The organism is Pantoea sp. At-9b (assembly GCF_000175935.2).
Taxonomy (GTDB): domain Bacteria; phylum Pseudomonadota; class Gammaproteobacteria; order Enterobacterales; family Enterobacteriaceae; genus Pantoea.
On the sequence record NC_014839.1, the window covers coordinates 100,569 to 122,598 of the forward strand.

The 22,030-nt window shown below is 50.2% G+C and carries 25 protein-coding genes and 4 pseudogenes; 19 read left to right on the top strand and 10 right to left on the bottom strand.

Going from position 1 to position 22,030, the window contains the following annotated elements; all coding sequences use genetic code 11:
* Nucleotides 1-48: 48 nt before the first annotated feature.
* Together PAT9B_RS24330 and PAT9B_RS24335 are read right to left on the bottom strand one after the other, a co-directional pair.
* Nucleotides 49-1,230: a cell wall metabolism sensor histidine kinase WalK gene (locus PAT9B_RS24330; protein WP_013511956.1), complete on the bottom strand. Its 1,182-nt coding sequence runs from the start codon at nucleotides 1,228-1,230 to the stop codon at nucleotides 49-51.
* Entirely contained in the window at nucleotides 1,227-1,919 is a 693-nt protein-coding gene (locus PAT9B_RS24335) for a response regulator (protein WP_013511957.1), read from the bottom strand. The genes PAT9B_RS24330 and PAT9B_RS24335 overlap by 4 nt, the downstream gene beginning before the upstream one ends.
* Before the next feature lie 124 nt (nucleotides 1,920-2,043).
* Between PAT9B_RS24335 and PAT9B_RS24340 the strand changes: the two genes are divergently transcribed.
* On the top strand, nucleotides 2,044-2,832 hold the full coding sequence (locus PAT9B_RS24340; protein WP_013511958.1) for a MipA/OmpV family protein: 789 nt from the start codon (nucleotides 2,044-2,046) through the stop codon (nucleotides 2,830-2,832).
* A 209-nt stretch (nucleotides 2,833-3,041) separates the two neighbouring features.
* Here the strand turns inward: PAT9B_RS24340 and PAT9B_RS24345 are convergent, their stop codons facing one another.
* Entirely contained in the window at nucleotides 3,042-3,377 is a 336-nt protein-coding gene (locus PAT9B_RS24345) for a zinc ribbon domain-containing protein YjdM (RefSeq protein WP_041526201.1), read from the bottom strand.
* A 193-nt stretch (nucleotides 3,378-3,570) separates the two neighbouring features.
* On the opposite strand from PAT9B_RS24345, the gene PAT9B_RS29915 reads away from it, so the two are divergent.
* From PAT9B_RS29915 to PAT9B_RS24370, 7 genes are all read left to right on the top strand, one after another.
* Nucleotides 3,571-4,053: a 3-hydroxyacyl-ACP dehydratase FabZ family protein gene (locus tag PAT9B_RS29915; protein WP_013511960.1), complete on the top strand. Its 483-nt coding sequence runs from the start codon at nucleotides 3,571-3,573 to the stop codon at nucleotides 4,051-4,053.
* On the top strand, nucleotides 4,046-4,207 hold the full coding sequence (locus tag PAT9B_RS31180) for a hypothetical protein (protein WP_223300514.1): 162 nt from the start codon (nucleotides 4,046-4,048) through the stop codon (nucleotides 4,205-4,207). Before PAT9B_RS29915 ends, PAT9B_RS31180 begins: the two co-directional genes overlap by 8 nt.
* Nucleotides 4,208-4,257: 50 nt before the next feature.
* Complete coding sequence (locus PAT9B_RS31185) at nucleotides 4,258-4,710, top strand: spermidine synthase (protein ID WP_223300515.1); 453 nt, start codon at nucleotides 4,258-4,260, stop codon at nucleotides 4,708-4,710.
* A 190-nt stretch (nucleotides 4,711-4,900) separates the two neighbouring features.
* A complete protein-coding gene (locus tag PAT9B_RS24355; protein WP_013511961.1) occupies nucleotides 4,901-5,092 on the top strand; it encodes a ribbon-helix-helix protein, CopG family in 192 nt (63 codons plus the stop codon).
* A 153-nt stretch (nucleotides 5,093-5,245) separates the two neighbouring features.
* Nucleotides 5,246-5,290: a hypothetical protein gene (locus tag PAT9B_RS31375; RefSeq protein WP_255360080.1), complete on the top strand. Its 45-nt coding sequence runs from the start codon at nucleotides 5,246-5,248 to the stop codon at nucleotides 5,288-5,290.
* A gap of 1,126 nt (nucleotides 5,291-6,416) precedes the next feature.
* A complete protein-coding gene (locus PAT9B_RS24365; protein WP_150105866.1) occupies nucleotides 6,417-6,632 on the top strand; it encodes a hypothetical protein in 216 nt (71 codons plus the stop codon).
* Nucleotides 6,633-6,956: 324 nt separating this feature from the next.
* Nucleotides 6,957-7,625, top strand: a complete 669-nt coding sequence (locus tag PAT9B_RS24370; protein ID WP_041526148.1) for a GGDEF domain-containing protein — start codon at nucleotides 6,957-6,959, stop codon at nucleotides 7,623-7,625.
* A gap of 185 nt (nucleotides 7,626-7,810) precedes the next feature.
* Here the strand turns inward: PAT9B_RS24370 and PAT9B_RS29920 are convergent.
* Nucleotides 7,811-8,737: pseudogene (locus PAT9B_RS29920) on the bottom strand (hypothetical protein).
* A gap of 149 nt (nucleotides 8,738-8,886) precedes the next feature.
* On the opposite strand from PAT9B_RS29920, the pseudogene PAT9B_RS24380 reads away from it, so the two are divergent.
* A pseudogene (locus PAT9B_RS24380) lies at nucleotides 8,887-9,191 on the top strand (BLUF domain-containing protein); the annotation flags it as partial.
* A 267-nt stretch (nucleotides 9,192-9,458) separates the two neighbouring features.
* Here the strand turns inward: PAT9B_RS24380 and PAT9B_RS24385 are convergent.
* On the bottom strand, nucleotides 9,459-10,352 hold the full coding sequence (locus PAT9B_RS24385) for an SDR family oxidoreductase (RefSeq protein WP_013511963.1): 894 nt from the start codon (nucleotides 10,350-10,352) through the stop codon (nucleotides 9,459-9,461).
* Nucleotides 10,353-10,695: 343 nt separating this feature from the next.
* Here PAT9B_RS24385 and PAT9B_RS24390 point away from each other — a divergent pair, with 343 nt between their 5' ends.
* On the top strand, nucleotides 10,696-12,147 hold the full coding sequence (locus PAT9B_RS24390; protein ID WP_013511964.1) for a sugar porter family MFS transporter: 1,452 nt from the start codon (nucleotides 10,696-10,698) through the stop codon (nucleotides 12,145-12,147).
* A gap of 767 nt (nucleotides 12,148-12,914) precedes the next feature.
* Here the strand turns inward: PAT9B_RS24390 and PAT9B_RS24395 are convergent.
* Nucleotides 12,915-13,859, bottom strand: a complete 945-nt coding sequence (locus tag PAT9B_RS24395; RefSeq protein WP_013511965.1) for an AraC family transcriptional regulator — start codon at nucleotides 13,857-13,859, stop codon at nucleotides 12,915-12,917.
* Nucleotides 13,860-14,011: 152 nt separating this feature from the next.
* On the opposite strand from PAT9B_RS24395, the gene PAT9B_RS24400 reads away from it, so the two are divergent.
* The 4 genes from PAT9B_RS24400 to PAT9B_RS24410 are packed head-to-tail and all read left to right on the top strand — an operon-like array spanning nucleotide 14,012 to nucleotide 16,936.
* A complete protein-coding gene (locus PAT9B_RS24400) occupies nucleotides 14,012-15,013 on the top strand; it encodes a carbon-nitrogen hydrolase family protein (protein ID WP_049792250.1) in 1,002 nt (333 codons plus the stop codon).
* 2 nt (nucleotides 15,014-15,015) lie between these two features.
* Nucleotides 15,016-15,591, top strand: a complete 576-nt coding sequence (locus tag PAT9B_RS31380; RefSeq protein ID WP_255360075.1) for a phenylacetaldoxime dehydratase family protein — start codon at nucleotides 15,016-15,018, stop codon at nucleotides 15,589-15,591.
* Nucleotides 15,592-15,611: 20 nt separating this feature from the next.
* Nucleotides 15,612-16,064 carry a phenylacetaldoxime dehydratase family protein gene (locus PAT9B_RS31385; protein WP_255360076.1) on the top strand — a complete coding sequence of 151 codons (453 nt, stop codon included), beginning with the start codon at nucleotides 15,612-15,614 and terminating at the stop codon, nucleotides 16,062-16,064.
* A complete protein-coding gene (locus PAT9B_RS24410) occupies nucleotides 16,061-16,936 on the top strand; it encodes a transporter (protein ID WP_013511967.1) in 876 nt (291 codons plus the stop codon). The genes PAT9B_RS31385 and PAT9B_RS24410 overlap by 4 nt, the downstream gene beginning before the upstream one ends.
* Nucleotides 16,937-17,362: 426 nt before the next feature.
* Here the strand turns inward: PAT9B_RS24410 and PAT9B_RS24415 are convergent, their stop codons facing one another.
* On the bottom strand, nucleotides 17,363-17,572 hold the full coding sequence (locus PAT9B_RS24415; protein ID WP_013511968.1) for a CsbD family protein: 210 nt from the start codon (nucleotides 17,570-17,572) through the stop codon (nucleotides 17,363-17,365).
* 1,129 nt (nucleotides 17,573-18,701) lie between these two features.
* Between PAT9B_RS24415 and PAT9B_RS24425 the strand changes: the two genes are divergently transcribed.
* The 4 genes from PAT9B_RS24425 to PAT9B_RS24440 all read left to right on the top strand — a co-directional run bounded on the left by PAT9B_RS24425 (nucleotide 18,702) and on the right by PAT9B_RS24440 (nucleotide 20,314).
* Nucleotides 18,702-18,995 carry a hypothetical protein gene (locus tag PAT9B_RS24425; protein WP_013511969.1) on the top strand — a complete coding sequence of 98 codons (294 nt, stop codon included), beginning with the start codon at nucleotides 18,702-18,704 and terminating at the stop codon, nucleotides 18,993-18,995.
* A 316-nt stretch (nucleotides 18,996-19,311) separates the two neighbouring features.
* On the top strand, nucleotides 19,312-19,554 hold the full coding sequence (gene ycgZ, locus PAT9B_RS24430; protein ID WP_013511970.1) for a regulatory protein YcgZ: 243 nt from the start codon (nucleotides 19,312-19,314) through the stop codon (nucleotides 19,552-19,554).
* Nucleotides 19,555-19,651: 97 nt separating this feature from the next.
* A complete protein-coding gene (locus PAT9B_RS24435; protein WP_013511971.1) occupies nucleotides 19,652-19,921 on the top strand; it encodes a hypothetical protein in 270 nt (89 codons plus the stop codon).
* 138 nt (nucleotides 19,922-20,059) lie between these two features.
* On the top strand, nucleotides 20,060-20,314 hold the full coding sequence (locus PAT9B_RS24440; protein WP_013511972.1) for a biofilm development regulator YmgB/AriR family protein: 255 nt from the start codon (nucleotides 20,060-20,062) through the stop codon (nucleotides 20,312-20,314).
* A 36-nt stretch (nucleotides 20,315-20,350) separates the two neighbouring features.
* Here PAT9B_RS24440 and PAT9B_RS24445 read toward each other — a convergent pair whose 3' ends face one another.
* From PAT9B_RS24445 to PAT9B_RS31475, 3 genes and pseudogenes are all read right to left on the bottom strand, one after another.
* Nucleotides 20,351-20,557 (bottom strand): hypothetical protein, encoded by a 207-nt coding sequence (locus PAT9B_RS24445; RefSeq protein ID WP_013511973.1) that lies wholly within the window; start codon nucleotides 20,555-20,557, stop codon nucleotides 20,351-20,353.
* Between the two features lie 102 nt (nucleotides 20,558-20,659).
* Complete coding sequence (locus tag PAT9B_RS24450; RefSeq protein ID WP_013511974.1) at nucleotides 20,660-20,929, bottom strand: hypothetical protein; 270 nt, start codon at nucleotides 20,927-20,929, stop codon at nucleotides 20,660-20,662.
* 296 nt (nucleotides 20,930-21,225) lie between these two features.
* Nucleotides 21,226-21,327, bottom strand: a pseudogene (locus PAT9B_RS31475) (IS3 family transposase); the annotation flags it as partial.
* 515 nt (nucleotides 21,328-21,842) lie between these two features.
* Between PAT9B_RS31475 and PAT9B_RS29930 the strand changes: the two are divergent.
* Nucleotides 21,843-22,028: pseudogene (locus PAT9B_RS29930) on the top strand (HNH endonuclease); the annotation flags it as partial.
* Nucleotides 22,029-22,030: the final 2 nt, after the last annotated feature.

Below are 22,030 nucleotides of genomic sequence, written 5' to 3' on the forward strand. Positions count from 1 at the left end.
TCAGGATTTACCCCTGCGTTCTGTCAGGAAGCTGTCAAGACGGCAGATTTATGGGTGGATATTTCCGGCAGGTAGAGTGATGGTGATAACCAGCCCGCGCGACTCACCTCGGGTGGCGTGAATGCTGCCACCGTGTGCCTCGCAGATGCCGCGTGCGATGGACAGGCCCAGTCCGCTGCCACCGGAATGCCGCGCGCGTGACGATTCTCCCCGTGTGAAGCGCTCAAACATGACCGGGAGAAAATCGGCTGGCACACCCGGACCACGGTCGCAGAAAACCATTTCACATCCCGTCGGCACTATCCGCGCTACGGCGGTGAGCACGCCCCCCTCTGCGGCATAGCGCAGGGCGTTTTCCATCACTATGGTCACCACCTGCCCCAGACGGACCGGGTCAGCCTCACAGAGACAGGCTGCGTCAGAGATGACGCTAAAGCGCATACCCGCGTCCTGCGCCTGCGGAGCCAGCCACGCTGCCCGCTCGCTCAGCAAGCCCGTCAGGTCCGTCACCGATTTATTCAGGCTGAGCTGACCGGCATCAGCCAGCGACAGCAGGTGCAGTTCATCCGTCAGTCGGCTGAGAAGTTGCAGTTGTTTCATAACCATCGCCAGTTGCCGGGGTTCAGGAGTAAACACGCCGTCCATCATCCCCTGCAAACGGCCAATGGCTGCCGTCAGCGGCGAACGCAACTCATGCGCCATCGCCACATGGGACGCCCGCAGTTCACGATCGTAACGCGCCAGTTGCTGCATCATGGTATTGAAGTCACGGGTAAAGCGGCCCATCTCCAGCGGAGCATCATCCACCTGCGCGGCCTGAGCACTGAAATTCCCCGAGGACACTGCACTGGCGGCCGCCGTCAGATGGCCGAACTGCGCCGCCAGTGGCCGGGCAGAACGTAACCCCAGCACCACAATAAAGGGGATGATGACCACCACCAGAATAGCGACCGTCAGCCAGTCCGCCGAGGCGATGGAGGGATCTGAGTAGCTGATACCCCACCATGCATCCACAATCTGATGAAAGCGGGCCGGGTCCGATGCCGGATGCGCGCGCAGCAGGGCAAACTCCTCGCGCAGAACTAGTGGCATCCGGTGCTGTATCCACAGGCTCTCAACGGCAAAACGCAGCCACATGCACAGCGCAATCACCACCACGGAACCCACTGCCAGCGCCAGAATCCGCACGCAAATCCAGCGCCACAGGGTCTGCTGCTGTAGCGTCTTCATGGCTGACGGAACCGGTAGCCGACAGCGCGCACATTCACCAGCACGTCAGAAATTCCGGCAGCTTCAAGTTTTTTACGCAGGTTATAGACATGGGTATCGACCGCTCTCTCCAGCGCGTCACTCTCCGGCAGGCAGCGTTCCAGCAGGGTCTGGCGTGAAAAGGGGCGTACTGGTGCGCCCATCAGTGTGGTCAGCAGACTGAATTCAGTCGGGGTCAGCTCAAGGCTGGTAAGCCTGCCATCGCTATGACTGACCCCCGCCGTCATCATGGTGGTATCCACCTCCAGCCCCTGCCAGCGTAATGACTGCACTTCCGGTTCCTGCGAGGCACGTCGCAGAACCGCCTGGACGCGTGCCACCACTTCACCGGGATTATAGGGTTTGACGACATAGTCATCGGCACCGTAGCGCAGGGCACCAATTTTATCCGGCAAATCCCCCATCGCGGTCACCATGATAACCGGCGTGTTCCCTTTACGCCGGACGGCGGCAAGGATTTCAGTGCCGTTCATGCCCGGCAGCATCACATCAAGCAGGATAAGGTCTGGACGCAGACGCTGGCTCATCTCCAGTCCTGACGGACCGTCGTGTGCCATGGACACGTCATAGTTTTCCCGTCGCAGATACGCACCCAGCACATCCGCTGCATCCGCATCGTCTTCAATAATCTGTATTCGTTTTCCGGACATTCAGGCCACCTTGACCGTTTCTTCATAAATCCCTGACAGTTTATTGACACTGCCTCCGTATATTCACCAAGCATACGCGGCCCACGACAACCGCCTGCTGACGATTCAGGTACGGAGAAGCACAATGATAACCAGAAAACTCACGTTGTATACGGCCTGTTTAGTACTGACTGGTACAGCGGGTAGCGCACGGGCAGATGATGCCTTGCCATCACAGAAGAATTTTTCCATCGGGATGGCAGGTCAGAGCCTGCCCCGTTACAGCGGGTCAGATAAGCACCGCTGGCAGTTGGTACCGCTGGCGCAGGCTCGGGATGGGGCATTTTTTATTGATTCGCAGAAAGGCGTGGGATATGACCTGCAGAGCGACAGCGGACTCTACCTCGAACATTCGCTGGGATACAATCTGGGGCGCTCAGAACAGAATTCGGACTGGCGGGATGGCAGCGACAGGCTGAAAGGCATGGGAAACATTAAAGCTGCGGTTAACACGGCTGTCACGGTTGGCTGGTCGGTCACCCACTGGCTGACACTTGAAGGCAAAGCAATCCTACCGCTGAGCGACAGCCAGGGCGTGAATTATCAGGCCTCCGCCACTCTGATCCCACTCCAGACCAGCACGGATACGGTGGCCTTCAGCACCGCGGCATTATTCGGCGACAGTCGATATATGAACACGTTATATGGTGTCAGTGCCGCGCAAAGCAGCCGCACTGGCTATACGGAATATCAGGCTCCCGCTGGTTTTTATGGCGCGGATAGCAACCTGACATGGAGTCATCAGTTCACTCCGCACTGGGGAGCGCTGATCAGTGCCGACTACATCTGGCTGAATAAGGATGCTGAAAGGAGTCCGGTCGTATTCCGGCATAATGAAACGGCACTCACTCTCGGCATCCTGTACACATTCTGAGAATAGCTGTGCTTCTGTATGGGGAGGAGTTTACATTACTGACAACAAAACCCTCCCTACATACACCTTAGCTCCGGAACTGAGACATCGTATTTCACATGTATATCTCCAGTAACGGCAAGTATAAAGCCATGAACGTTACAGAATCTGTAAGAGCAAAAGAAGGCAACCTGTATCAACCAATATCAATAGTCAGCCGAGTAGCCAAATCAGTTTTTTCTGACAAATTCCGATTTGAGTTTCATTGAACCAAATCCTTCGATCCGACAGTCAATATTATGATCACCCTCCACAAGACGAATGCCTTTCACACGTGTCCCGATCTTCAGACTTGACGAACTTCCTTTTACCTTCAGATCTTTGATAATTGTAATTGTATCACCATCAGTCAGTATGTTTCCGTTGGCATCTCTGACAACGTTAGCTTCGTTGTCTTCTTCTGGTTTGCCATTGTCCCATTCATGGGCACACTCCGGGCAGATGTGAATGCCACGGTCAACATAAGTGAATTCAAAATGACATTCAGGGCAGGCTGGACATTGCATATCAGTAATCCCGGTAAACAGTGAAAAGTCAGAATTCATAGTGGGAAGTCTCATCAGAGCAGGCACTGTTATGGCCGGACTGGAATCTGTAAATGATGTCTTCACCACGAAACAGTTTAATATAATTTAAATTACATTATAATGTTATTAGCATTATCATTCACCCTTTATTTCATCTTGCCGGGTTATGTGAATGGAAGGTCAGGCACCATTATCAATTCCAGAAAATGTGGCCGGGATGCTGCCACATCGCTTCCCATTTTTGCTTTTTGATCGTGTGATTTCGCCCGACAGTGAGCTCAAAAAGGGACAAGTCAGAGCTCTAAAAAACATCTGTTACAGTGACCCACTCGTCCGAAACGGTGTGGTTCCGGGTAGTTTTTTTCCTTCGATACTTATCCTTGAAGCAATGGCTCAGGCTGCAGGTACACTGGTAACCCATTATCCTCCGCTGATGAACCGTGGATTATTTTTCTATTTTGCTGCTCTTGGTCATGTGCGCTTTTATGACGCTGTAGAGGTCGGTGATCAACTGTGCCTGAATATTCGTCTGCTGCGTTATCGGAGCAACATGGTCTGGTTTGCAGGTGAAGCAAGCATCAATGATCGCATTATCTGTATGGCAAGATTTACGTGTGCAGGGGAAATATCTTCTTCAGGAAGGCCGTGTGAGTAGCTTTGTCTGTGACGTTCTGAACGGAGTAGTTAAGTTGATGCCGTTGGGAAAAGAGATCTTTCATGAAGAAGATGAATATGGTGAAATCATCGTCTCAGAGTACAAGGATTACCGCATGCTCCGGTTTGATGTTCTTTATAACAGAGCAAAATGAACCGGCATCATCCATATATTCCGGTTAATCACTATGTCCAGGCAATGCTAATGGCCATTACAAGGCGTCAATGTGGCCCTGTGCTTCTGTTTGGTATTGGAGGGGGGCTTCTTCTCGCCCTCTATGCCTATGCCCCTTCAATGACGATGGACGTAGTAGAACTGCGTCCACGCGTACTTGACATAGCCATACGTTACTTCTCTCTCCCTTCATCCGGAAATATCTGTTATTACTGTGAAAATGCGCTGGAGTACCTGCAGCGGGATAACGGCATCAGGTACTCAATGATATTTTCGGATCTGTACTCGGCAATCATGATGGACCCACTGCAGGGCAGTGAAACCTTTCTTTGGATGTGTCGTAACGCCCTCTCCGAGGATGGCTGGCTGGTACTGAACTATCTGGATATGCCCGGATCCGACAGTGCACTTTATCATGCACTCCACCAAGTGTTCAGTGACGTCTTTTTCTGCTCTGTACCCAGCGGCAATGTCGTCATATAGGCACGAGTTTCTCCGGGGAAATATTCCCGAGAAGCACTGGCAAACCAGTGCCGCGCAGATTTGCACCAGCATGTTTGGCGAGCTAAAACATCTGACCGGACGGCTAGTACGTCTTTAAAATGATGAGCCTGACCCGAGAAGATGCTATTATCATAAGATTATCATATTGAGCTATCAGGATTGTAATAACATGGAAAATAAGACCGCCCGGCTGACTGTTCTTATCGATCCCGAAAAGAAAAAAGCTCTTGAAGCACTCTGTCAACAGCAGGATCTGACGCCGTCACAGGTAGTAAGGCAACTGATTCGTGACTATCTGCAGAAACATAACACAGACTATTCTACAAAGTCTGCTTCCGAGAAGAAGCATATTACAGATTAATTACGTGAATGATACGGCTTGTTTTTTCATGCCGTATGACACAAGTTCAGCGGCACCGGGAGACAGTTGCTATGATACCGGAAAAGAGGCAGACCCAATCATCGAATTTGAAGGAGAACTATCAAAAGCGGCTATTTATTTCCGGTTGCAATAATCGTTTCCGGTCTTGCTTTACTAATATGGTTTGTTATCAGCTGAGCTTATGCAACAGGTTCTTGATTATGGAAATTACCTTCTGGTGTTCAATTTACAGAGTTTGTATGTATTCTGGTGACATAATTCATGCGTAAGAATTGAGCTTAATTCACCTGAGAGGATCCGTCGGAGACGTTTAGCAGCATGAACTTTCTGCCTTTAATTCAAATGAGTTCATCTGCCGGAAAGATTACGCAGCGAATGAGCGATCTCTTAAGTCTGGTACTGGGTAACTAACACTTCGGAAGCCAGGATGGTTAATCAGAAGTAAATCATTATCCAAGTTAGATAATTGTGCATTTCGCTCAAGATGGATGAGAAATTCCTTTACGTTCATATCCACAACCGGCCATCAAATTGGTTGATTTAATCAATTCCTCTTAACGAAAAAAACGGTGAGTTTATTGTCCATGTCGATAAAAATAGTCACTTATTCTGCCATCCGTGCGCTCATATATTGATCGCAATCACCAGTTACTTACCTTCCTGTACCTTCCCCTGAAAATGAAGAGTTAATTGGCATATGAAAGTACGTCTGTAGCAAAGCACGGTACTATTCGTGCTATCACGTCCTCTTAAGGATAGGAACACAATCAGTCAGCCCTCTCCCGGTGTTTGTCTTGCCATGTAGATGATTTAAGGGTATGACTCTATCAACGTTATATTAATTAGTAAGTTAAGATGCCAGAGTCACAAAAAGAGCAGGCGATGGAATGAACGTGGACGTCTAAACTCCCGGCAGAGGCGGTCTTGCCCGTCATCTGGGATTGTGGGCCGGGGCCGCTATTGTCCTGTCCGGAGTAATGGCCGGGATAATTCTGCGGAGCACCTGGCAGGCCGCATCACAGGCAGAACAGAACGCGAGGGTTATTCAGGAATTATATCAGTTGCTGAATGCAGCGCACTTACTGCCAGTAGAACGGGCTTCTTCCAATATTCTTATGGTAGTAACCGGAGACCATCAATCAGAGGCTCGCCAAAAATAAAAAGGGCAAGACAACGGAAGGATGCCGCACTACGACTGGCGGCATCCCTGTTGCCTGGCCCACAGTTCCCCGCTTTACTGCATAAGCTCCAGGATGCCCGGCTGCAGGTCGACCTGACAGCCGCTGACACCAGACATGACCAGATGAAGATGCAGAACTCGATAGACGACATGTTCACCGTCTCCGACATCCTGCATGACATTGTCTTGATGAAAACCGCACAATGGTTTCAGAAAGATACGTCGCTGTCCACTCCCGTGCTGTGGGTGGTTGTCCTGACGGAGCTTCGTGATACCGACGGACGCATGGGTTCCTGGCTTATAGCACCTGTTCAAACCGGGAAACCGCTGTCCCAGTAAAATCAGGAAGGGCTGTACCGTGCAGATTAACGAGTCAGTATGCTGTGGGCTATCCTTGCTCCGGCAGGAACATTTTCCGGCCATCAGTAAAGCAGGCTTAACACCATGCATACAAAAGCGAGGGAATGGTTTTTTAGCGAGGGCCGCCCCCTTATCAGTCAGCTCGTTTCAGAAGGCCTCTCGGGTACTGGGAAATATTCTTACTCAGCGGTCAGACTGACGTAGCGCTATCTGAGCACCCTGAGGTTACTTGAGCGCTCGCAGTATGAATATCTGAGGCAGCTTACTTCAGAATATAATCAGCGTGCCGACAAAGAATCTGACTTGTTTTCACTTGTACTTTTTAGCCTGCTGGCCATCACAGGGCTCATCTCCGCCGGGGTCTTCGTTGTGCAGTTCCGTATATTGCACCCGCTGCTGACTGCCCGGAAAATGATTGTCAGCATGGCGCAGGATAAAAATATCACATTACACCCTCCTTGGGTCGGGGAACGGGACCAGTTGTTTTATTCTATTGAAATCCTGAAAATTCGCCTTGAAGAACGTACCGAACTCACCAGCCGCACCAAGTATCTTGCTGAAACCGATTCACTCACCGGATTGTTCAACCGGCGGGCCTTTGACGTGACCCGAGAATCCTGGTTGTCCCGGTTCCACATGGAAGTGAACATTTATCTTGTTATCATGGACTATGATTATTTTAAGATGATTAATAATCGTTACGGGCACCCGCTAGACGACAGGGTCCTGATTGCTGCAGCAGACTTCATCCGTGGTCATTTAAGAGAGAGTGATATGGCAGCCCGTATCGGAGGCGAGGAGTTTGCTTTGATAATCCTAGGCAAGGGCAGCGCAGCAGCACTTTGGTTCGCTGAGTGCATCCGGCAGGAACTGCATAATCTGGATTTCCGCACTGAGGATGGCGTTCAGATAAAAATTACGACCAGCTTTGGTATCGCCGGAACAACGAAAAATACGTCAAACACTTCATGATGGCAGCTGATAACCGATGCGGATTCTGCGCTCTTTGCCGCCAAGATGAGCGGACGGAACTGCATTCGCGTATCGTGTCCCGAATAAATTTGCCGATTTGCGTTCTGGTTGAAATGAACACGTGCCGTGGCTTTTTGAAAAGCTACACAGAAAAACAGGCATGATCACACAACACTGTGCACTGATTACCAATCCTGAACCCGTACGCTGACACTCCCAGCACTACAAAAAAAATGACCGTTTCCACTGCTATCGTAAATGACTTCATCTTCACGGTACCCCAGAAGGTCACGCCACCGGGTACCAGACTGATGTACACCCAACGCGATATATTTTCCCCCGGCTTCTCCGTTAGATAACACGACACACAACCCGGTATTTCGGCCGTATCACTACGGCTGAATGCGACGCAGTTTGGGTGATCAAAGTAGTTCGTCTGCACACCATCTGCATATTGCTGGCGGGCACTGATCAGCGTCTCCAGCTCCGGGATGACGGGCATATCGATCAGATGATCCTGATTGTCCTCCCCCCTGTCGGCATAGCGGGCACCAAACAGGTCAGGTTAAAAGACGGTTGGAACCCCTTCTTCACGTAGCAGTATGAGAGCGTGGGCAAGTGGCTTAAACCAAGGCTCCACCGGAGCTTCCAGCGACTGCAATGCCTGAGTGTCTTGGTTGGCAACGATAGTCACCGCATGGAACGGATCGCGCTCAACCAGGGTACTGTCAAAAATATGGCTCATATCGTAATCTGAGCCTGCTTTTGATGACTGATAGAAGTTCATGTGGAGCGGAGCATCAAACAGCATGGTTTTACCTTCTACCTGTTAAATATACTGCATCAGTTTGTCGGTTTCGTAAGACCAGTCTTCTGCCACAATGAAAGCACGACTGCCCTTTTGATCAAATTCACCCAAATCAAACAAATCGTAAGTGTTATAACCGACAGAAGTTCCCCCCCCCCCCGCCTCCTTTGTAAGCCGGAGGTAGCCAGACTATGGTAATATCAATTTCTGCCACCCAGGGTGCCCGAACAGCCGCTTCTGGCCAGAGTTTACCGCCCTGTGGATAATACCAGTGAAAAAATTGCAACAACGTGGGGTTTTGCATAGCTGAACTCCGTTTTGACTGGCAGAATGGGTCAAGTATGGAACATTTTTTTTAAAACTTGTCCGGTAAGTTTATTAAGATAAGACGAGTTACATTTCAATGGTGCAGCAAACTGGCGGGCATTGAGTCTGTTCATTACCGGAGACAGTATGCTTACAACTGTCATTTACCGTAGCCATATTGCGGATGATGTCCCCCTCAGGAACCTCCCCGACATGGTCGGGAAGGCAAGAGCGCATAATGCTTCTCATCACGTTACGGGGATCCTGCTGTTCAACGGAACGCATTTTTTTCATATACTGGAAGGCCTCGAGGAAGGGGTTCTCACAATTTATGAAGCATCCGTGCCGACAAACGCCACCACAATATCGTTGAAGTGATACGGGACTACGTACCCTCACGCCGGTTTGGTAATGTAGGTATGGAGCTCTTTGACCTCCTTGAGTATGGCCGCTAGTCACTACGACATGCCGTGCTTGTGCGACGGAGAAAGCATAACCGTCTAGGAATAGCGCCTCCGCTCACAACAAGCCCGTTTCTTGGGTCCCTTTTTGACGGATTTAACCCCGATTTTGCCAGGCGTTCAGCGATTAGTCGCCGTGATACTTAATATCCTCCTGCATAGGCGATTGTAGTGCCTGATTACTCATTGCTCTTCCCTGCACGCTGAGACAACAACGTGACCGCGTGTGGTCACATTTTTCATAAATCCTGCTGACGATCATACCGTGCCGGTGCCGCCGTCGGAGCACCATACCTGGCCAGAGGTAAAGCTGTTGGTGGTTTCGGCAAAGGTGACATAAAGAGGCGCAATTTCTGCCGGCTGACCGGGGCGGCCCAGCGGTGCGGTGGCACCAAACTGCTCAACTTTTTCCTGCGGCTGACCCCCGCATATTTGGAGGGGAGTCCAGTATGGGCCTGGTGCGACAGCATTAACGCGGATCTGCTGTTCACCCAGCTGCTTTGCAAGGGCTTTGGTGAAAGCCGCTATCGAAGCTTTTGTCTGGGCGTAATCCAGTAAAATGGCGCTCGGATCGTAAGCCTGCACTGACGTAGTGTTTATTATTGATGAACCGGCAGGCAGATATTGCAGCGCCGCTTTGGTTATCCAGAACATGGCATATACGTTGGTCTTAAATGTGGCGTCAAAATCTTCCGTAGAGAGCGTGCGAATAGATTCATTAAATTGCTGACGACCGGCATTATTTACCAGAATATCCAGGCCGTGTAACTGACTTGCAGCTTCTTTAACCAGTTTCTGACAAAATTCTTCCGACCGAATATCGCCGGGGATGGCGACGGCTTTCCGCCCTTCGGCCTCGATTAATTTCACGACTTCTGCGGCATCCTGTTCTTCATCCGGCAGGTAATTAATAGCAACATCAGCACCTTCACGCGCATAGGCGATGGCAACGGCACGACCAATGCCTGAATCTCCACCTGTAATCAGAGCCTTACGCCCGGTAAGGCGTCCTGTGCCCCGGTAACTGGTTTCACCGTGGTCAGGGCGTGGTTCCATTTTACTCGTCAGACCCGGAACAGGCTGCTGTTGTTTTTTAAACGGCGGCTTAGGATATTCCTGCATGATCAGCGTCTTATTAGTAAATGAGTTCATCGGTATCTCCTTCTTAGTGAGTAAATTAAGCCTGGCAAAAATGTGATATTTGTCACGCGTAAAGCAAAAAAATAATTGGAACATTTAAGCGGAGCAATGCATTGTGATGATTAAATATTCACCCAAGGATGGGTGAGATATTAAAATTAAATATTAATAAAAGAAGTGATATTACGGATTTAAGACTCATCCTGACGTGCGATTCCCTCATGTCAAGAGGCTGCAAGTCCGTTAGGCGCAAGGGTAGTTCTGTGAGAAAGATCCCATTTTGCAAATCCTGACTATACTCATATCTTTCTTTACACAGCATTCCGCTGTGTTTTTGGCAACCATGGAAGCTAAAATGCATAACCCTTCTCAGCCCTCATCGGATGATGGCGGCGCTCTCAACTTATCTGTGCAGCAACGTCTGTTCTTCGTGGTGTTAGTGGCCACCATGGGCGCGCTGGCGTTTGGCTACGACACCGGGATCATTTCCGGAGCTCTGCCGTATATGACATTGCCGGCCTCCCAGGGCGGTCTTAATCTCACACCCTTCACCGAGGGACTGGTGACTTCCGCACTTACTTTCGGTTCAGCCATCGGGGCCTTTGTCAGCGGTTATGTCTCTGACCGCTTCGGTCGACGGATTACGCTTCGCAGTCTTGCCGTGCTGTTTGTTGCCGGGGCATTAGGAACAACCATTGCGCCTAATCTTGAAATCATGGTGGTGATGAGATTTATTCTGGGTTTTGCGGTCGGTGGAGGCTCTTCCACGGTTCCGGTATTTATCGCCGAAATCGCGGGGCCGAAGCGCCGTGCGCCACTGGTCAGCCGGAATGAGCTGATGATCGTTTCCGGTCAGTTACTGGCTTACATCGTCAGTGCGGCCATGAGCCTGTTGCTGAAAGATCCGGGCATGTGGCGCTACATGCTTTCGCTGGCAATGATCCCGGGCGTGCTGCTGTTTATTGGCACTTTTTTTGTGCCGGCCTCACCACACTGGATGGTGGCCGAAGGGCGCTTTAATGAAGCGCTGCGTATCATGCGTAAATTGCGTGAGAACCCGCGCGAAATAAAAAAAGAGATGGCGGAAATGCGCCAGAATGCGCGTAAAGCCCGCCAGGGACTGCCTGCGCGTGAACTGTTAAAAGAAAAGTGGATAGTGCGATTGCTACTGCTGGGCTGCGGCATGGGGATTGTGGCCCAATTCACTGGCGTAAATGCTTTTATGTATTACACGCCCATCATTCTTACAAGTACGGGGCTTGGCACCAGCGCGTCGATTGCAGCAACGATAGGAAACGGTCTGGTATCAGTGGTCGCAACGTTCGCAGGGATCAAATCGGTCAGCCACTTCGGCCGCCGCCCGATGTTGTTGACGGGCCTGTCGGTAGTGATTGCCATGCAGCTGGCATTGGGAGCTGTACTGGTGCTGATGCCGCACAGCCTGACGCAAAGTCTGTTGGCGCTGGGCTGTATACTTGTCTTCCTCTTCTTTATGCAGATGTGCATTTCACCCGTGTACTGGTTACTCATGTCTGAACTGTTTCCGATGAAAGTTCGCGGCGTGTTAACCGGTTCAGCGGTGGCGTTTCAGTGGATATGCAACGCCACCGTGGCGCTGGCTTTCCCGCCATTACTCTCACTGGTTGGTAATAATGCATTCTTTATATTTGCCGCAATCAATGTGGCATCGCTGGTGTTTGTCGCGGTTATTTTGCCTGAAACACGTGGAAAGTCGCTGGAAGAAATCGAAACGCATATGCGTGAACATTTCGGTGAAAGCACAGCTGAAGCTGCGACAACAACCTAGCAGGTGAGGTTAACACTGCGTTCTATATCAAATCCCGTGCGGCTTAACCGCACGGAGACGTAATTATCTGAAAATCCGGAATGATGATTCGGGTATTCCACATCACTATGACCACCGCTGAGAAATTAATGGACTTTAAATCAGATGTTAAAAAGTAATCTGAGCCTTTCTGACCTGTCACGTTGAGATAGTGTGAAAACTTTTTCGTCATATCTGATGCTCACTCCCAGCCAGCGCGGGACAGCAGCTCATCAGCCGCAACAGTGTTTTCAGTGATGCGTGCCGTGATGGTGAAATAGGTTGAAGGCGTTTTATTGGTCAACAAAAACTGGCCACCGCGCTGACTGAACTGAGGAGTCTAATAATTTCACGTCCTTTCTTGTACTCGTTATAGTCCAGATAACCAATCCTTACTAAATCGCACAAAGCCCGACGAATGATGACATTTTGATCTTTTATCTGCGATTCAAGTGGCAGACGCTCGCGAAATCTTCTCATCGAAATGTAAAGCGTGCCGGCAAGCATACGCTCTGAGTGGAGTTGGAGGTCCAACGGGACGAAAACGTACGTTAATAGTACAATTATGTGTTTTTTTAAATATTTTCATCAATGCCATCGGTTCGATGAAAAATTTGATACATTATTTTAAACCGGGCTGATGCTCTGTGGAGTGAAAAATCACGTCACAGAATTTCCAGAAAGCCAGTTATCATGACAGGCATCAGATTTATTTCCTGAATTGGAACTTGTCATATGAGCATCACCAGCTAAGCCTCGCCAGTCTGATGACGGTATTCTGTTGGTGAGCAGCTGAATTTCTTCCTGAATGCACGAGAAAAATAAGCCATATCATTGAACCCCAACTCCCATGCAATCTGGCTGATGGGTATATTTGAATACAGGGGGGACTGTAAAGCCAGCGAAGCTTTATTCAGCCTCTGAGTCAGGACATACCGGCCAAAGGTGGTACCATCACCTTTCAGGAGCATGCTCAGATAACGCGGTGAAATACGGAATGATTCAGCAACGCTTGATACTGACAGCGTTGTATCCGAAAGCTGCCGATCTATCATTATTTTAACCTGAAGCAGCAGTCCTGCGGATGAACGGGAAGATCTTTTTGCTATGCATTCATCTGAGACAATAACTGTAAGGAGCTCAAGGAACTGTCTGTAAAGGACGCTGGTGTGGCGGTACGCAATATCTTCTGGTTGGGCCATAAGGTTATTCAGAAGCACGTAAAGAAAAGGCGTCAGGGAATGTTTTCTACCAAAGGAATATGCAACAAGGTGTTCTGTCTTTCCCATTTCCTTCCTCAGGTGCTCTATGGGTATCTGCACCACATGCTGACGCGTTTCACCATGAAGGTGCAGTTCGTAAGGAAAGCGCGTGTCATAAAGCCCGAATTCACCCTGACCAAGACAGGCATGGCTCCCCGCCTGAATCACGGACGTTTTACCTTGACTGATGAAACTCAGCAGCATGGCATTATCAGGATGATTATCAGCCCCTCTTCGGCATCTTATGACGTTCTGGGCACTGCAACTGACCTCTGAAAGCCGCAGGTCACCCCAGTTCCCGGACCTGATAACGCCGTACCGATCGTCTCCGGAAAAAGTACTCTCCAGCGGAACAAACGTGCGGCTGATGGCATGACGCCAATATTCACTCCGTTCAGCATACAAAACATCAGCAGTGTTATAGGTATTCATGTCAGCAACCTCCTCCTTAGTTGTACATTTAAAGCAAATTTCAGACCAGTTCCTTTTCAGACAAAAATCCTTTCCTCCCTGTCATAACACCGCGTCCGGAAGAGAGGATATATCTGTGTCTGCTGAATTATTTTACCAGGAGACAGAACATGATGAACAAACCGGTTACCGTTGCCTGCGTACAGGCCGCCCCCGTTTTTATGGATCTTGAAGGCACCATAGACAAAACAATTGCCCTCATCTCTGAAGCCGCCCAGAAAGGTGCGGAGCTCATCGCTTTTCCGGAGACCTGGATACCCGGTTATCCGTGGTTTTTATGGCTTAACTCGCCCGCCACTAATATGCCCCTGGTTTATCAGTATCATCAGAACTCTCTGGTGCTGGACAGTGCCCAGGCGAAGCGAATTGCGGATGCAGCACAGCAAAATAATATCGTTGTCGTTCTGGGCTTCAGCGAGCGCGATCACGGGAGTCTCTACATCTCACAGTGGCTGATTGGCAGCAACGGGGAAACTATTGGCATCCGGCGCAAGCTTAAGGCCACACACGTGGAGCGTACGCTGTTCGGTGAAAGCGACGGTTCCTCTCTGACTACCTGGGAGACACCTCTGGGGAACGTTGGAGCACTCTGCTGCTGGGAGCATCTGCAGCCGCTGTCCCGTTATGCCATGTATTCCCAGCATGAGGAGATCCATATTGCCGCCTGGCCCAGCTTCAGTCTTTACACCAGCGCAACGGCCGCGCTGGGTCCCGAGGTCAACACGGCGGCTTCACGCATGTATGCCGCAGAGGGTCAGTGCTTCGTGATAGCCCCGTGCGCCGTGGTTTCTGATGAGATGATTGATTTCCTTTGTCCTGACGACGACCGGAGAGCGTTACTCAGTGCCGGGGGGGGACATGCCCGTCTTTACGGCCCGGACGGAAGAGAACTCGTCACACCTCTCGGGGAAAATGAGGAAGGACTGCTTATCGCTGAGCTTGACTCTTCTGCGATTACCTTTGCCAAACTGGCGGCTGACCCGGTAGGCCACTATTCCCGCCCTGACGTGACACGCCTCCTTTTCAATCCTTCAGTCAACAAGACTGTGATTAAACGGCATTCACCTCCTGAGCGAATTGCCGAACAGGCTGCTGCTGAAGAAGAGGAGGAGTAGAAATGGAATCTGCCATTCCTGAGCATCTGCGTACCCTGCGCAGATGTTCCTCCACCATGCCAGAAGAACATAAGCCGCCTTTTCCGGCCTGGACCGCCCGATTCTCCCCCCTGACCGGCCGGGTAGTCATGGCGTACTTCGGTATTCAGGGGAGAAACTGTCCGGATATTTCTGCCCTGAATGAAGTCACTGCGCGTTTTTCGTCAGCGGATGGCCCCGGCCACTGGGACATAGCGTCATGCAAAGACCACGCGGGTTTTTATAACCTGATGGCCATCGCCTACTGGTCATCCGCAGAGCAGTTTGAGAGCTGGAAACAGAGCAGCCTGTTCCACATATGGTGGAATTCACCAGAAAGGGAGAACGGGGAGTATGGTTTCTTTCTGGAAATTGTCAGCCCGCAGCCTGAAAGCTTTGAGACCATATTTTCAGACAAAGCATCCCCGGAAGGCGTCGCCTGGCTGGCAGAAGGCATGAGCGGTGAAATTCGTGAGCATGGTTACTGGGGGAGTGCTCGCGATCGCCTGCCTGCAGCCCAGACCCCCCCCTCCGGGGAACCGGTAAATTCCGTTCGCTGACAGCAAGTGGAAAACGGATTTTGCTGTCAGGAAGTAACAACCTCTGCCTCATTCGCTCCGGGCAGGACTGGTCGGCCACGCAACAGGAAGAAAGACAAAAATACCTCACAGAAGTGGAGCCGGTACTGCACCAGGGAATGGATTTCCTGAGAGACCAGGGCCATGCCATAGGCTGCCTGAGCTGCCGGTATATGCAGGTGTTGGATCCCTCATCACATGCGCTGACGGAAAAAACGTTTGGTCTGGCACATTTTGCCGATATGGCCGCCCTTGAACTCTGGGCAAAAAGCCATCCGACACACGTGGCAATATTTGGCGGGTTCATGCGCTACGTGAAAGAGCTGAACTTCAATATCGCGCTCCGCCTGTGGCATGAAATTGTCGTTGTACCTGCAGAATCACAGTATTTTGAATATGTTAACTGTCACCCGGGGACTGGTCTGTTACGACAGGATAGTGGAGAATCATTATGAATACGTTTTTTGGCCGTACCGGTATTTCTCTTGCAGCAGCATTAAGCATGCCTGCTGATGCCCTTGAGTTTTCTCCCGGAGATTACGAGATGATGCCGGCTAATAAAACATTCGCGCTGGCCTATTTTCTGTATGCGCACAGCGATGAATACTATTCTCAGGGCAATAAAGCAGCCGGTGATTACAGATTACGTTCTGAGGCCACACTGCTGCGCTTTATTCATGGATTTCGGCCTGCGGAAAACTTCAGTATTGAGCCACAGATTATCATTCCGTTTGTCAGGGCGGACGCGATGGGAGATGCCAGCCCACTCGGCAGCGCGTCAGGGATGGGCGATATCATTGTGGGTATGCCTTTTAAGTTCAGGATGGACAACGAAGGCGGTGACATTCTTTCCCTGGCACCTTTTATTTATGCTCCCACCGGAGCCTACAACAATGAAAAAGCTGTGAATGTAGGGGAAAATCGCTGGCGCTATCTGATACAGGGCGTCTGGATTCATCATTTCTCAGACGGCTGGGCATTCACTACGGGTGCGGATGTCTCCTGGACGACAGCAAATAACCGGTACGACGCGGATAACAACAGACTCAGCCAGAGTCCGCGGTACGAATATCAGGCGTATCTGAGTTACAACCTGACGCTTGCCACGCAGCTTGGATTTGGCGGCGGATGGATAACCGGGGCCAAAAGTCGGATTGACGGAATTTCCCAGGATGACCGGCTGGACAGCACGTATGTCCGTATCTCTGCCTCGCATTTCATTACACCTGCCGTTCTGGTTCAGTTCTCAGGTGGTCGTGATATTGCTGTAGAGCAGGGATTCCGGCAGGATACAAATATCAGTCTGAGATTAGGTTACCTTTTCTGAAATTCCTGTCCGGGAGTGTCTCTGGCCAGAAATTTTCGATCTGTGTCGGTAGTTCTGTAAAAGAACCTATTATCTTAAATATAAAATCAACGGAGATTTCCTGATTTATTGTTATTCTTTCGATATGTTGCTGCCATATAAGTTGGGACGGCCTCGTTGTCTTGGTTGAAAAATTTACAACGGTTAGCGCTCCTCGGGGTCATAAACACATTGGCATTGTACGTTCACGCTACCGGGGATATTTTAAAGGGAGAACTGAGAGGATTAAATTTCAATATAAACAATAGATTATCTTCTTAGCGTATGTTTCCGCTCCATTGTCCTCAACCCCCTAAGTAAACATGAAGGGACATATAGTACTGTGGCACTCGGATAATACCGCAGCGTTGCCGGAAACAGATAAATCCGGCAACGCGCACCTGATATTTACCAGTGATATCTGCCTGAGTCTTCCCACTCTTTAACTTCTTTTTCGGCCCGATCTTTTTCGTAACCGTATCGTTCCTGAATTTTGCCAACCAGCTGCTCGCGTTTGCCTTCAACTACGGTCAGATCATCATCAGTGAGATTACCCCACTTTTCTTTCACCTTACCCTTGAACTGCTTCCAGTTACCGCCGATGCGATCTTCATTCATAACATTTCTCCTTGATGCTGCGTATGCCCTGATGGGCGGTATGCCGGTCAACATCTCCATGACCAACGTTGTCTTTAATAATGGCATAAATAACAGAAAATGCATGAGTAATAGCGGATCAGACTGAAAATAGGGGTGTTTTAAACCATTCTGTGCCATAAGACAGTATGCAGGGAGGAATACATGACATGTCAGGTTGAGGTTTTTACAGGAAAAATGTCCGGCCACTGCGGTGTCCTGCCCGGTCATTTCCTGAACAGCATACCGATAAGTTCGCGCAGGTGCCCGGCATCTGCTTCATCCCCGGCGGCATCAAGCCGGCCTATAAGTTTCAGGCAGACGGTGATACGCGTGATTTTCCGATCCTGCCGGAGAATTTCCACGGCAATCGCCCTGAGAATTTCCGTTTGTCGGGGGTGAGTCACCCTACTGAAGCAGCCAGCAAGTCCGGCCTGTCTGTCCGGGGGAAGCCGTCCTGACGCATAAAATTCTGAAAGGTGGTATTTGTCTGGATGTAAAATAACCGATATGCGGGGGCCCTGTACAGAACTGAGTGATCGGGGAGGTGGCTGCGGCTGTCAGAGGTGAAAATATGTCTCCCGGGCCGGATACGGAAAAAGGAAGCATACAGGGGATACATGCTGTATGGAGATAAATACCAAAATAATTTTCCCCACCGGCTGAATTAACTCAGTCTAATGTCCTTGCTGGATCCGGAATGCCGTGATGTTTACCGGGTAGTATATAGCGCGGGCCGGGCAGTACGATAACCGGAAAGCCTGACTGTTGGGCCTCATATTAACACAGTTTTGGAACCCTTATCGCCCCGTGGCAGGCCGGGATTACATAATCTCTCCCGGCAGTGACAGCCCTGACAGGGGCAGGTTTTCATGAGCGGAAATGTATCGGAAAGAAGTCTCCGTAAAGGCTAAATGCATTTTAATATTTTTCTTAATCCCACCGGGAAATTATTTACGGCATATTTAATCCCCTGCCCGTGACTTATTATTTCTCAGGGGTATTTCAGTAATTTAATTTATGCCATAGTAGCAGGGGCTGAATATCATTGAAAAATGATCGTTAAATACTAAAATGTAATTATAAGTTTTTCATCGATGGTGGATATACCGTGTTATTTCACAATGATGAGAAAGACCACGTTATTATTGGTGAAGCAGCGGTTAACCTGGCTCTCGGTGAGAAAGAAATCAGCGTCAGTTCCCTCATCGCAGAGCTCAGCCAGATGGCAGAAAGAGAATCCGGCGAGGACAGACTTGCACAGATTGCAGACGCCCGGCGCTGGCTCAGGAAATATATGCAGCCGGGACACCGTGATCAGGCTGCACTGACTGACGGTAACGGGGCCGGACGACGGGAAGCACACCAGGGACGTTATCCGCCTCCGGCCGGAAGACGACGATGAGTGATAACCCCCATATCGTGATATCTTGCGCGCCGGTGCAACCGCAACTTTCTGTCAGGGAGGACGCCGCTGTCCGCTTCAGGGTGAAGACCCGCCCTTGTGCACCTTATACATATGTTTCACTGCCACTCATACCTATATACCCGCATTATCCGCCTGCTAATATTCACGTAAATTACTGTTAAGCATAGACAAGCATTTTTTGCAAAAAATCGTAAACGGGAGTTAAACAAAATAGCTGTACAAGCTTATTTTGTTTGTATAAGTTTACCTGAAGCCAGAGCAGGCTATATTTTAATCACCTGAGAGGTTCGCCATGCGTCAGAACGTTACGAAATATCCGGACACGGCCAGCGACATTGCCCACTATTTCAGTAAGCTGCCTCAGCCGTCACAGCAGGAAACGCTTGGGCAGATTGTGGTCGAAATTCTGCGCGCAGGAAACAACCTGAACCGCAAGGCCTTGTGCTCAAAACTGATCCGCCGCCTTGATGTGGCTGCCAGCCCGGAAGAAGAACGGCACTATCATGAACTTATCGGTCTGCTGTTTGGGCGCTAAATTATAGGGGTTTCCGGGAGTGTGTTTCTGAGGGCCCCACGGAGCGGCGGCATGGTTTTTTATGCCCCGAGAAGGCATATGCATCCGAGAAGCGGTTATGCAAAGAGATAAATCTGAAAGACTGACGGATATCGTCATCGGCGAAGCCGTCACGGTCATGCTGGCAGAAGATGATGCCATCAGCGCAGAAGCACTGACGCGGCAACTCAGCAATATGATGTCGCGTGAGTCAGATCCCGGCCGGCTGACAGCTCTGCAGCGTGCCGTTGCGGAAGTGCAGGCTGTCCCAGCAGGTGCTCAGGATCGGCAAGGCGCATCTGTGCATGCATTCGCTATACCGCTCAGGCCGGATACCAAAAAGCATTAAGCGACAGGACAACTTTCCGGCACAGGCGGAAAGCGGGAAGGAACCCGCAGGACGCGGTCATCTCCGAATGGCCGTTTTTTATTCCACGCGGATTTTTCGGCTCAGTTACCCGCACTGGCGCGGGCATTGGATAACAGCATGCAGCAGAGCACACCTGAAGCAGAACTCATTGATCATTTCCGCAGCGGAGGCGATAAGCTGGCGGCTGAAACCACCGTACTGGACGCTGTCATTCGCGATATAGTGTTGCACGGACGGAAAGTGACCAGCAAGGCCATCATTCTGTATCTGATTGCCGAAATAGAGAGCACGTCTGACGTAGTAATGCTTGACGTGTTGCGCAGCACGCTGGAAATTGTAGTCGGACGTACGCCGGACGACGAAGGCTTCTGACATCTGCCCGCGGTGTGTACGAGTACGTGAGTATTTTTACAGGGGGCAGTGCATCTGGCGGGCGAGCAGGCGAACAGCATGGCGACAGGCCTCGCGCACATCCTGTCCCAGGGCTGACTCGCCCATCTGATGCAGGGCGGCCGTGATATCATTAAGGGTAAGGTGCTGTCCCGGCTTAAGAAGGCGCGCCACCACCGTTCCTATAACGGCATAGATATCTTCAGCAGTGGTGTCATTTTTCACATGAACTCCGGTCAGGGGTGTATTAATATACAGTGTAACAAGTGACCTCAGTGCTGTCAGTTCATGAGGCAGTCTGTGCTGTTTACCCGGAGCATATGCCGGTCAGTGGAGTTTTCCGCGCGGGGCGAAAGGATCTGAGGAACGGCCATAACTTGTTTTATGGCCGCCAGAGTTTACCTGCATTTCGCGTCTGACCTCATCAATGGCGCGAAGCACAGCCCGGATGCGGTCCTCATCGGTTTCCCCGTTCAGCGCCGTGCGAAGTTTATCCAGCAGAGCAACCCATGAAATGTCCAGCCCCACGCTCAGGAGTTCAGAGACAGCCTCGCCGATGATTACTTCTGTCATCTTCTCGTCATGGCTGTTTTTCATTGGTCTGTCCGTCCTCAGGATTCGTGCTGTCAGATTACCATAAATTACGGGCGACATGAAAAGGCGTCCACCGGGCGGAAGCTGAACAGCGCCCGGTGGACGGAAATCCCCGCTCCTGGGAAAAAGACAGACACAGCCATACAGAGAAGATCTTGAACAATCCCCCTCTAATATTAGCTGTTTAAAAGCATTCTGCCCTCCTGTGTCAACGCCGAGATAGTTTTAATGCATTCAGGGATTCTACTCCGGTACCGCCGAAATTTCTGTTACGGAGATGCTGTTGTTTTCCTAGTCTGTTATGTTGTGATCCTCAGATGCTCCCGGTACTTCACAGGGCTCATTGCACCAAATGATATTTTGACTCTCTTCTCGTTATACCTGCGTATGAACCTGTTCAGGATTTACCTGTGTTGGTTGAGGCTGACAGCATCCCTGACTTTGCTGATTTCTAGAGTATAAATTCCTTTTTCTTCAATCTGATCAAGGCATCTGATAATCCAGCTCTTATCTACGAAGAAAGAACTGATGGTAGAGAGATCAAGATTTTAAACTGCACCGGGTTTGTGGGAGAGTTTTAGTCCGGGAACTCAGGCTGCCATAGCACCGTTACCGGTGGAAGTTTAATAGGGGTTTGACGTCCAGTAATAAAAAAACCACGCTGAGCGTCATCAGAAATCGATTTTGTTACAATCCAGTCTCAAAATGACCAAAAGACGATACTTGGAACCGCCTTTTTTCCCCAAATACGCAGTCTCATAAGTCTAGATATTTCATATTGTTAATTCACTAACGTGGTTTTTCGCACGGTTTGCCCTCAACCCCCTAAGACTAAGGCCCGCGGTTCGTATCTTTCATCTGGCGACCATCCAGCTTATTCGCGCCTGAAAGGCCGCTGCTTAAACGGCTTCTGACATATACCTGGCACCACCTGAATGACTATGATCCGGTATCAAATACGTCAACAATGCAGCTGGTTGACACCAGTGCACATGAAGCGACTTTCCCACATTCAGGTCCAGTCAGACAGTTTGAACAACATCACGGCGTTAAGTACGAATCTGTGGAAGCGAAAAAGACCGCAAAATCTTTAAACTATTAATA

What these genes read in the sequence shown, in the direction of transcription:
- PAT9B_RS24330 (WP_013511956.1), bottom strand. Translation starts at nt 1,230, where the DNA reads ATGAAGACGCTACAGCAGCAGACCCTGTGGCGCTGGATTTGCGTGCGG.
- PAT9B_RS24335 (WP_013511957.1), bottom strand. Translation starts at nt 1,919, where the DNA reads ATGTCCGGAAAACGAATACAGATTATTGAAGACGATGCGGATGCAGCG.
- PAT9B_RS24340 (WP_013511958.1), top strand. Translation starts at nt 2,044, where the DNA reads ATGATAACCAGAAAACTCACGTTGTATACGGCCTGTTTAGTACTGACT.
- PAT9B_RS24345 (WP_041526201.1), bottom strand. Translation starts at nt 3,377, where the DNA reads ATGCAATGTCCAGCCTGCCCTGAATGTCATTTTGAATTCACTTATGTT.
- PAT9B_RS29915 (WP_013511960.1), top strand. Translation starts at nt 3,571, where the DNA reads ATGGAAGGTCAGGCACCATTATCAATTCCAGAAAATGTGGCCGGGATG.
- PAT9B_RS31185 (WP_223300515.1), top strand. Translation starts at nt 4,258, where the DNA reads ATGGCCATTACAAGGCGTCAATGTGGCCCTGTGCTTCTGTTTGGTATT.
- PAT9B_RS24355 (WP_013511961.1), top strand. Translation starts at nt 4,901, where the DNA reads ATGGAAAATAAGACCGCCCGGCTGACTGTTCTTATCGATCCCGAAAAG.
- PAT9B_RS24365 (WP_150105866.1), top strand. Translation starts at nt 6,417, where the DNA reads ATGAAGATGCAGAACTCGATAGACGACATGTTCACCGTCTCCGACATC.
- PAT9B_RS24385 (WP_013511963.1), bottom strand. Translation starts at nt 10,352, where the DNA reads ATGAACTCATTTACTAATAAGACGCTGATCATGCAGGAATATCCTAAG.
- PAT9B_RS24390 (WP_013511964.1), top strand. Translation starts at nt 10,696, where the DNA reads ATGCATAACCCTTCTCAGCCCTCATCGGATGATGGCGGCGCTCTCAAC.
- PAT9B_RS24395 (WP_013511965.1), bottom strand. Translation starts at nt 13,859, where the DNA reads ATGAATACCTATAACACTGCTGATGTTTTGTATGCTGAACGGAGTGAA.
- PAT9B_RS24400 (WP_049792250.1), top strand. Translation starts at nt 14,012, where the DNA reads ATGAACAAACCGGTTACCGTTGCCTGCGTACAGGCCGCCCCCGTTTTT.
- PAT9B_RS31380 (WP_255360075.1), top strand. Translation starts at nt 15,016, where the DNA reads ATGGAATCTGCCATTCCTGAGCATCTGCGTACCCTGCGCAGATGTTCC.
- PAT9B_RS24410 (WP_013511967.1), top strand. Translation starts at nt 16,061, where the DNA reads ATGAATACGTTTTTTGGCCGTACCGGTATTTCTCTTGCAGCAGCATTA.
- PAT9B_RS24415 (WP_013511968.1), bottom strand. Translation starts at nt 17,572, where the DNA reads ATGAATGAAGATCGCATCGGCGGTAACTGGAAGCAGTTCAAGGGTAAG.
- ycgZ (WP_013511970.1), top strand. Translation starts at nt 19,312, where the DNA reads ATGCGTCAGAACGTTACGAAATATCCGGACACGGCCAGCGACATTGCC.
- PAT9B_RS24435 (WP_013511971.1), top strand. Translation starts at nt 19,652, where the DNA reads ATGCAAAGAGATAAATCTGAAAGACTGACGGATATCGTCATCGGCGAA.
- PAT9B_RS24440 (WP_013511972.1), top strand. Translation starts at nt 20,060, where the DNA reads ATGCAGCAGAGCACACCTGAAGCAGAACTCATTGATCATTTCCGCAGC.
- PAT9B_RS24450 (WP_013511974.1), bottom strand. Translation starts at nt 20,929, where the DNA reads ATGAAAAACAGCCATGACGAGAAGATGACAGAAGTAATCATCGGCGAG.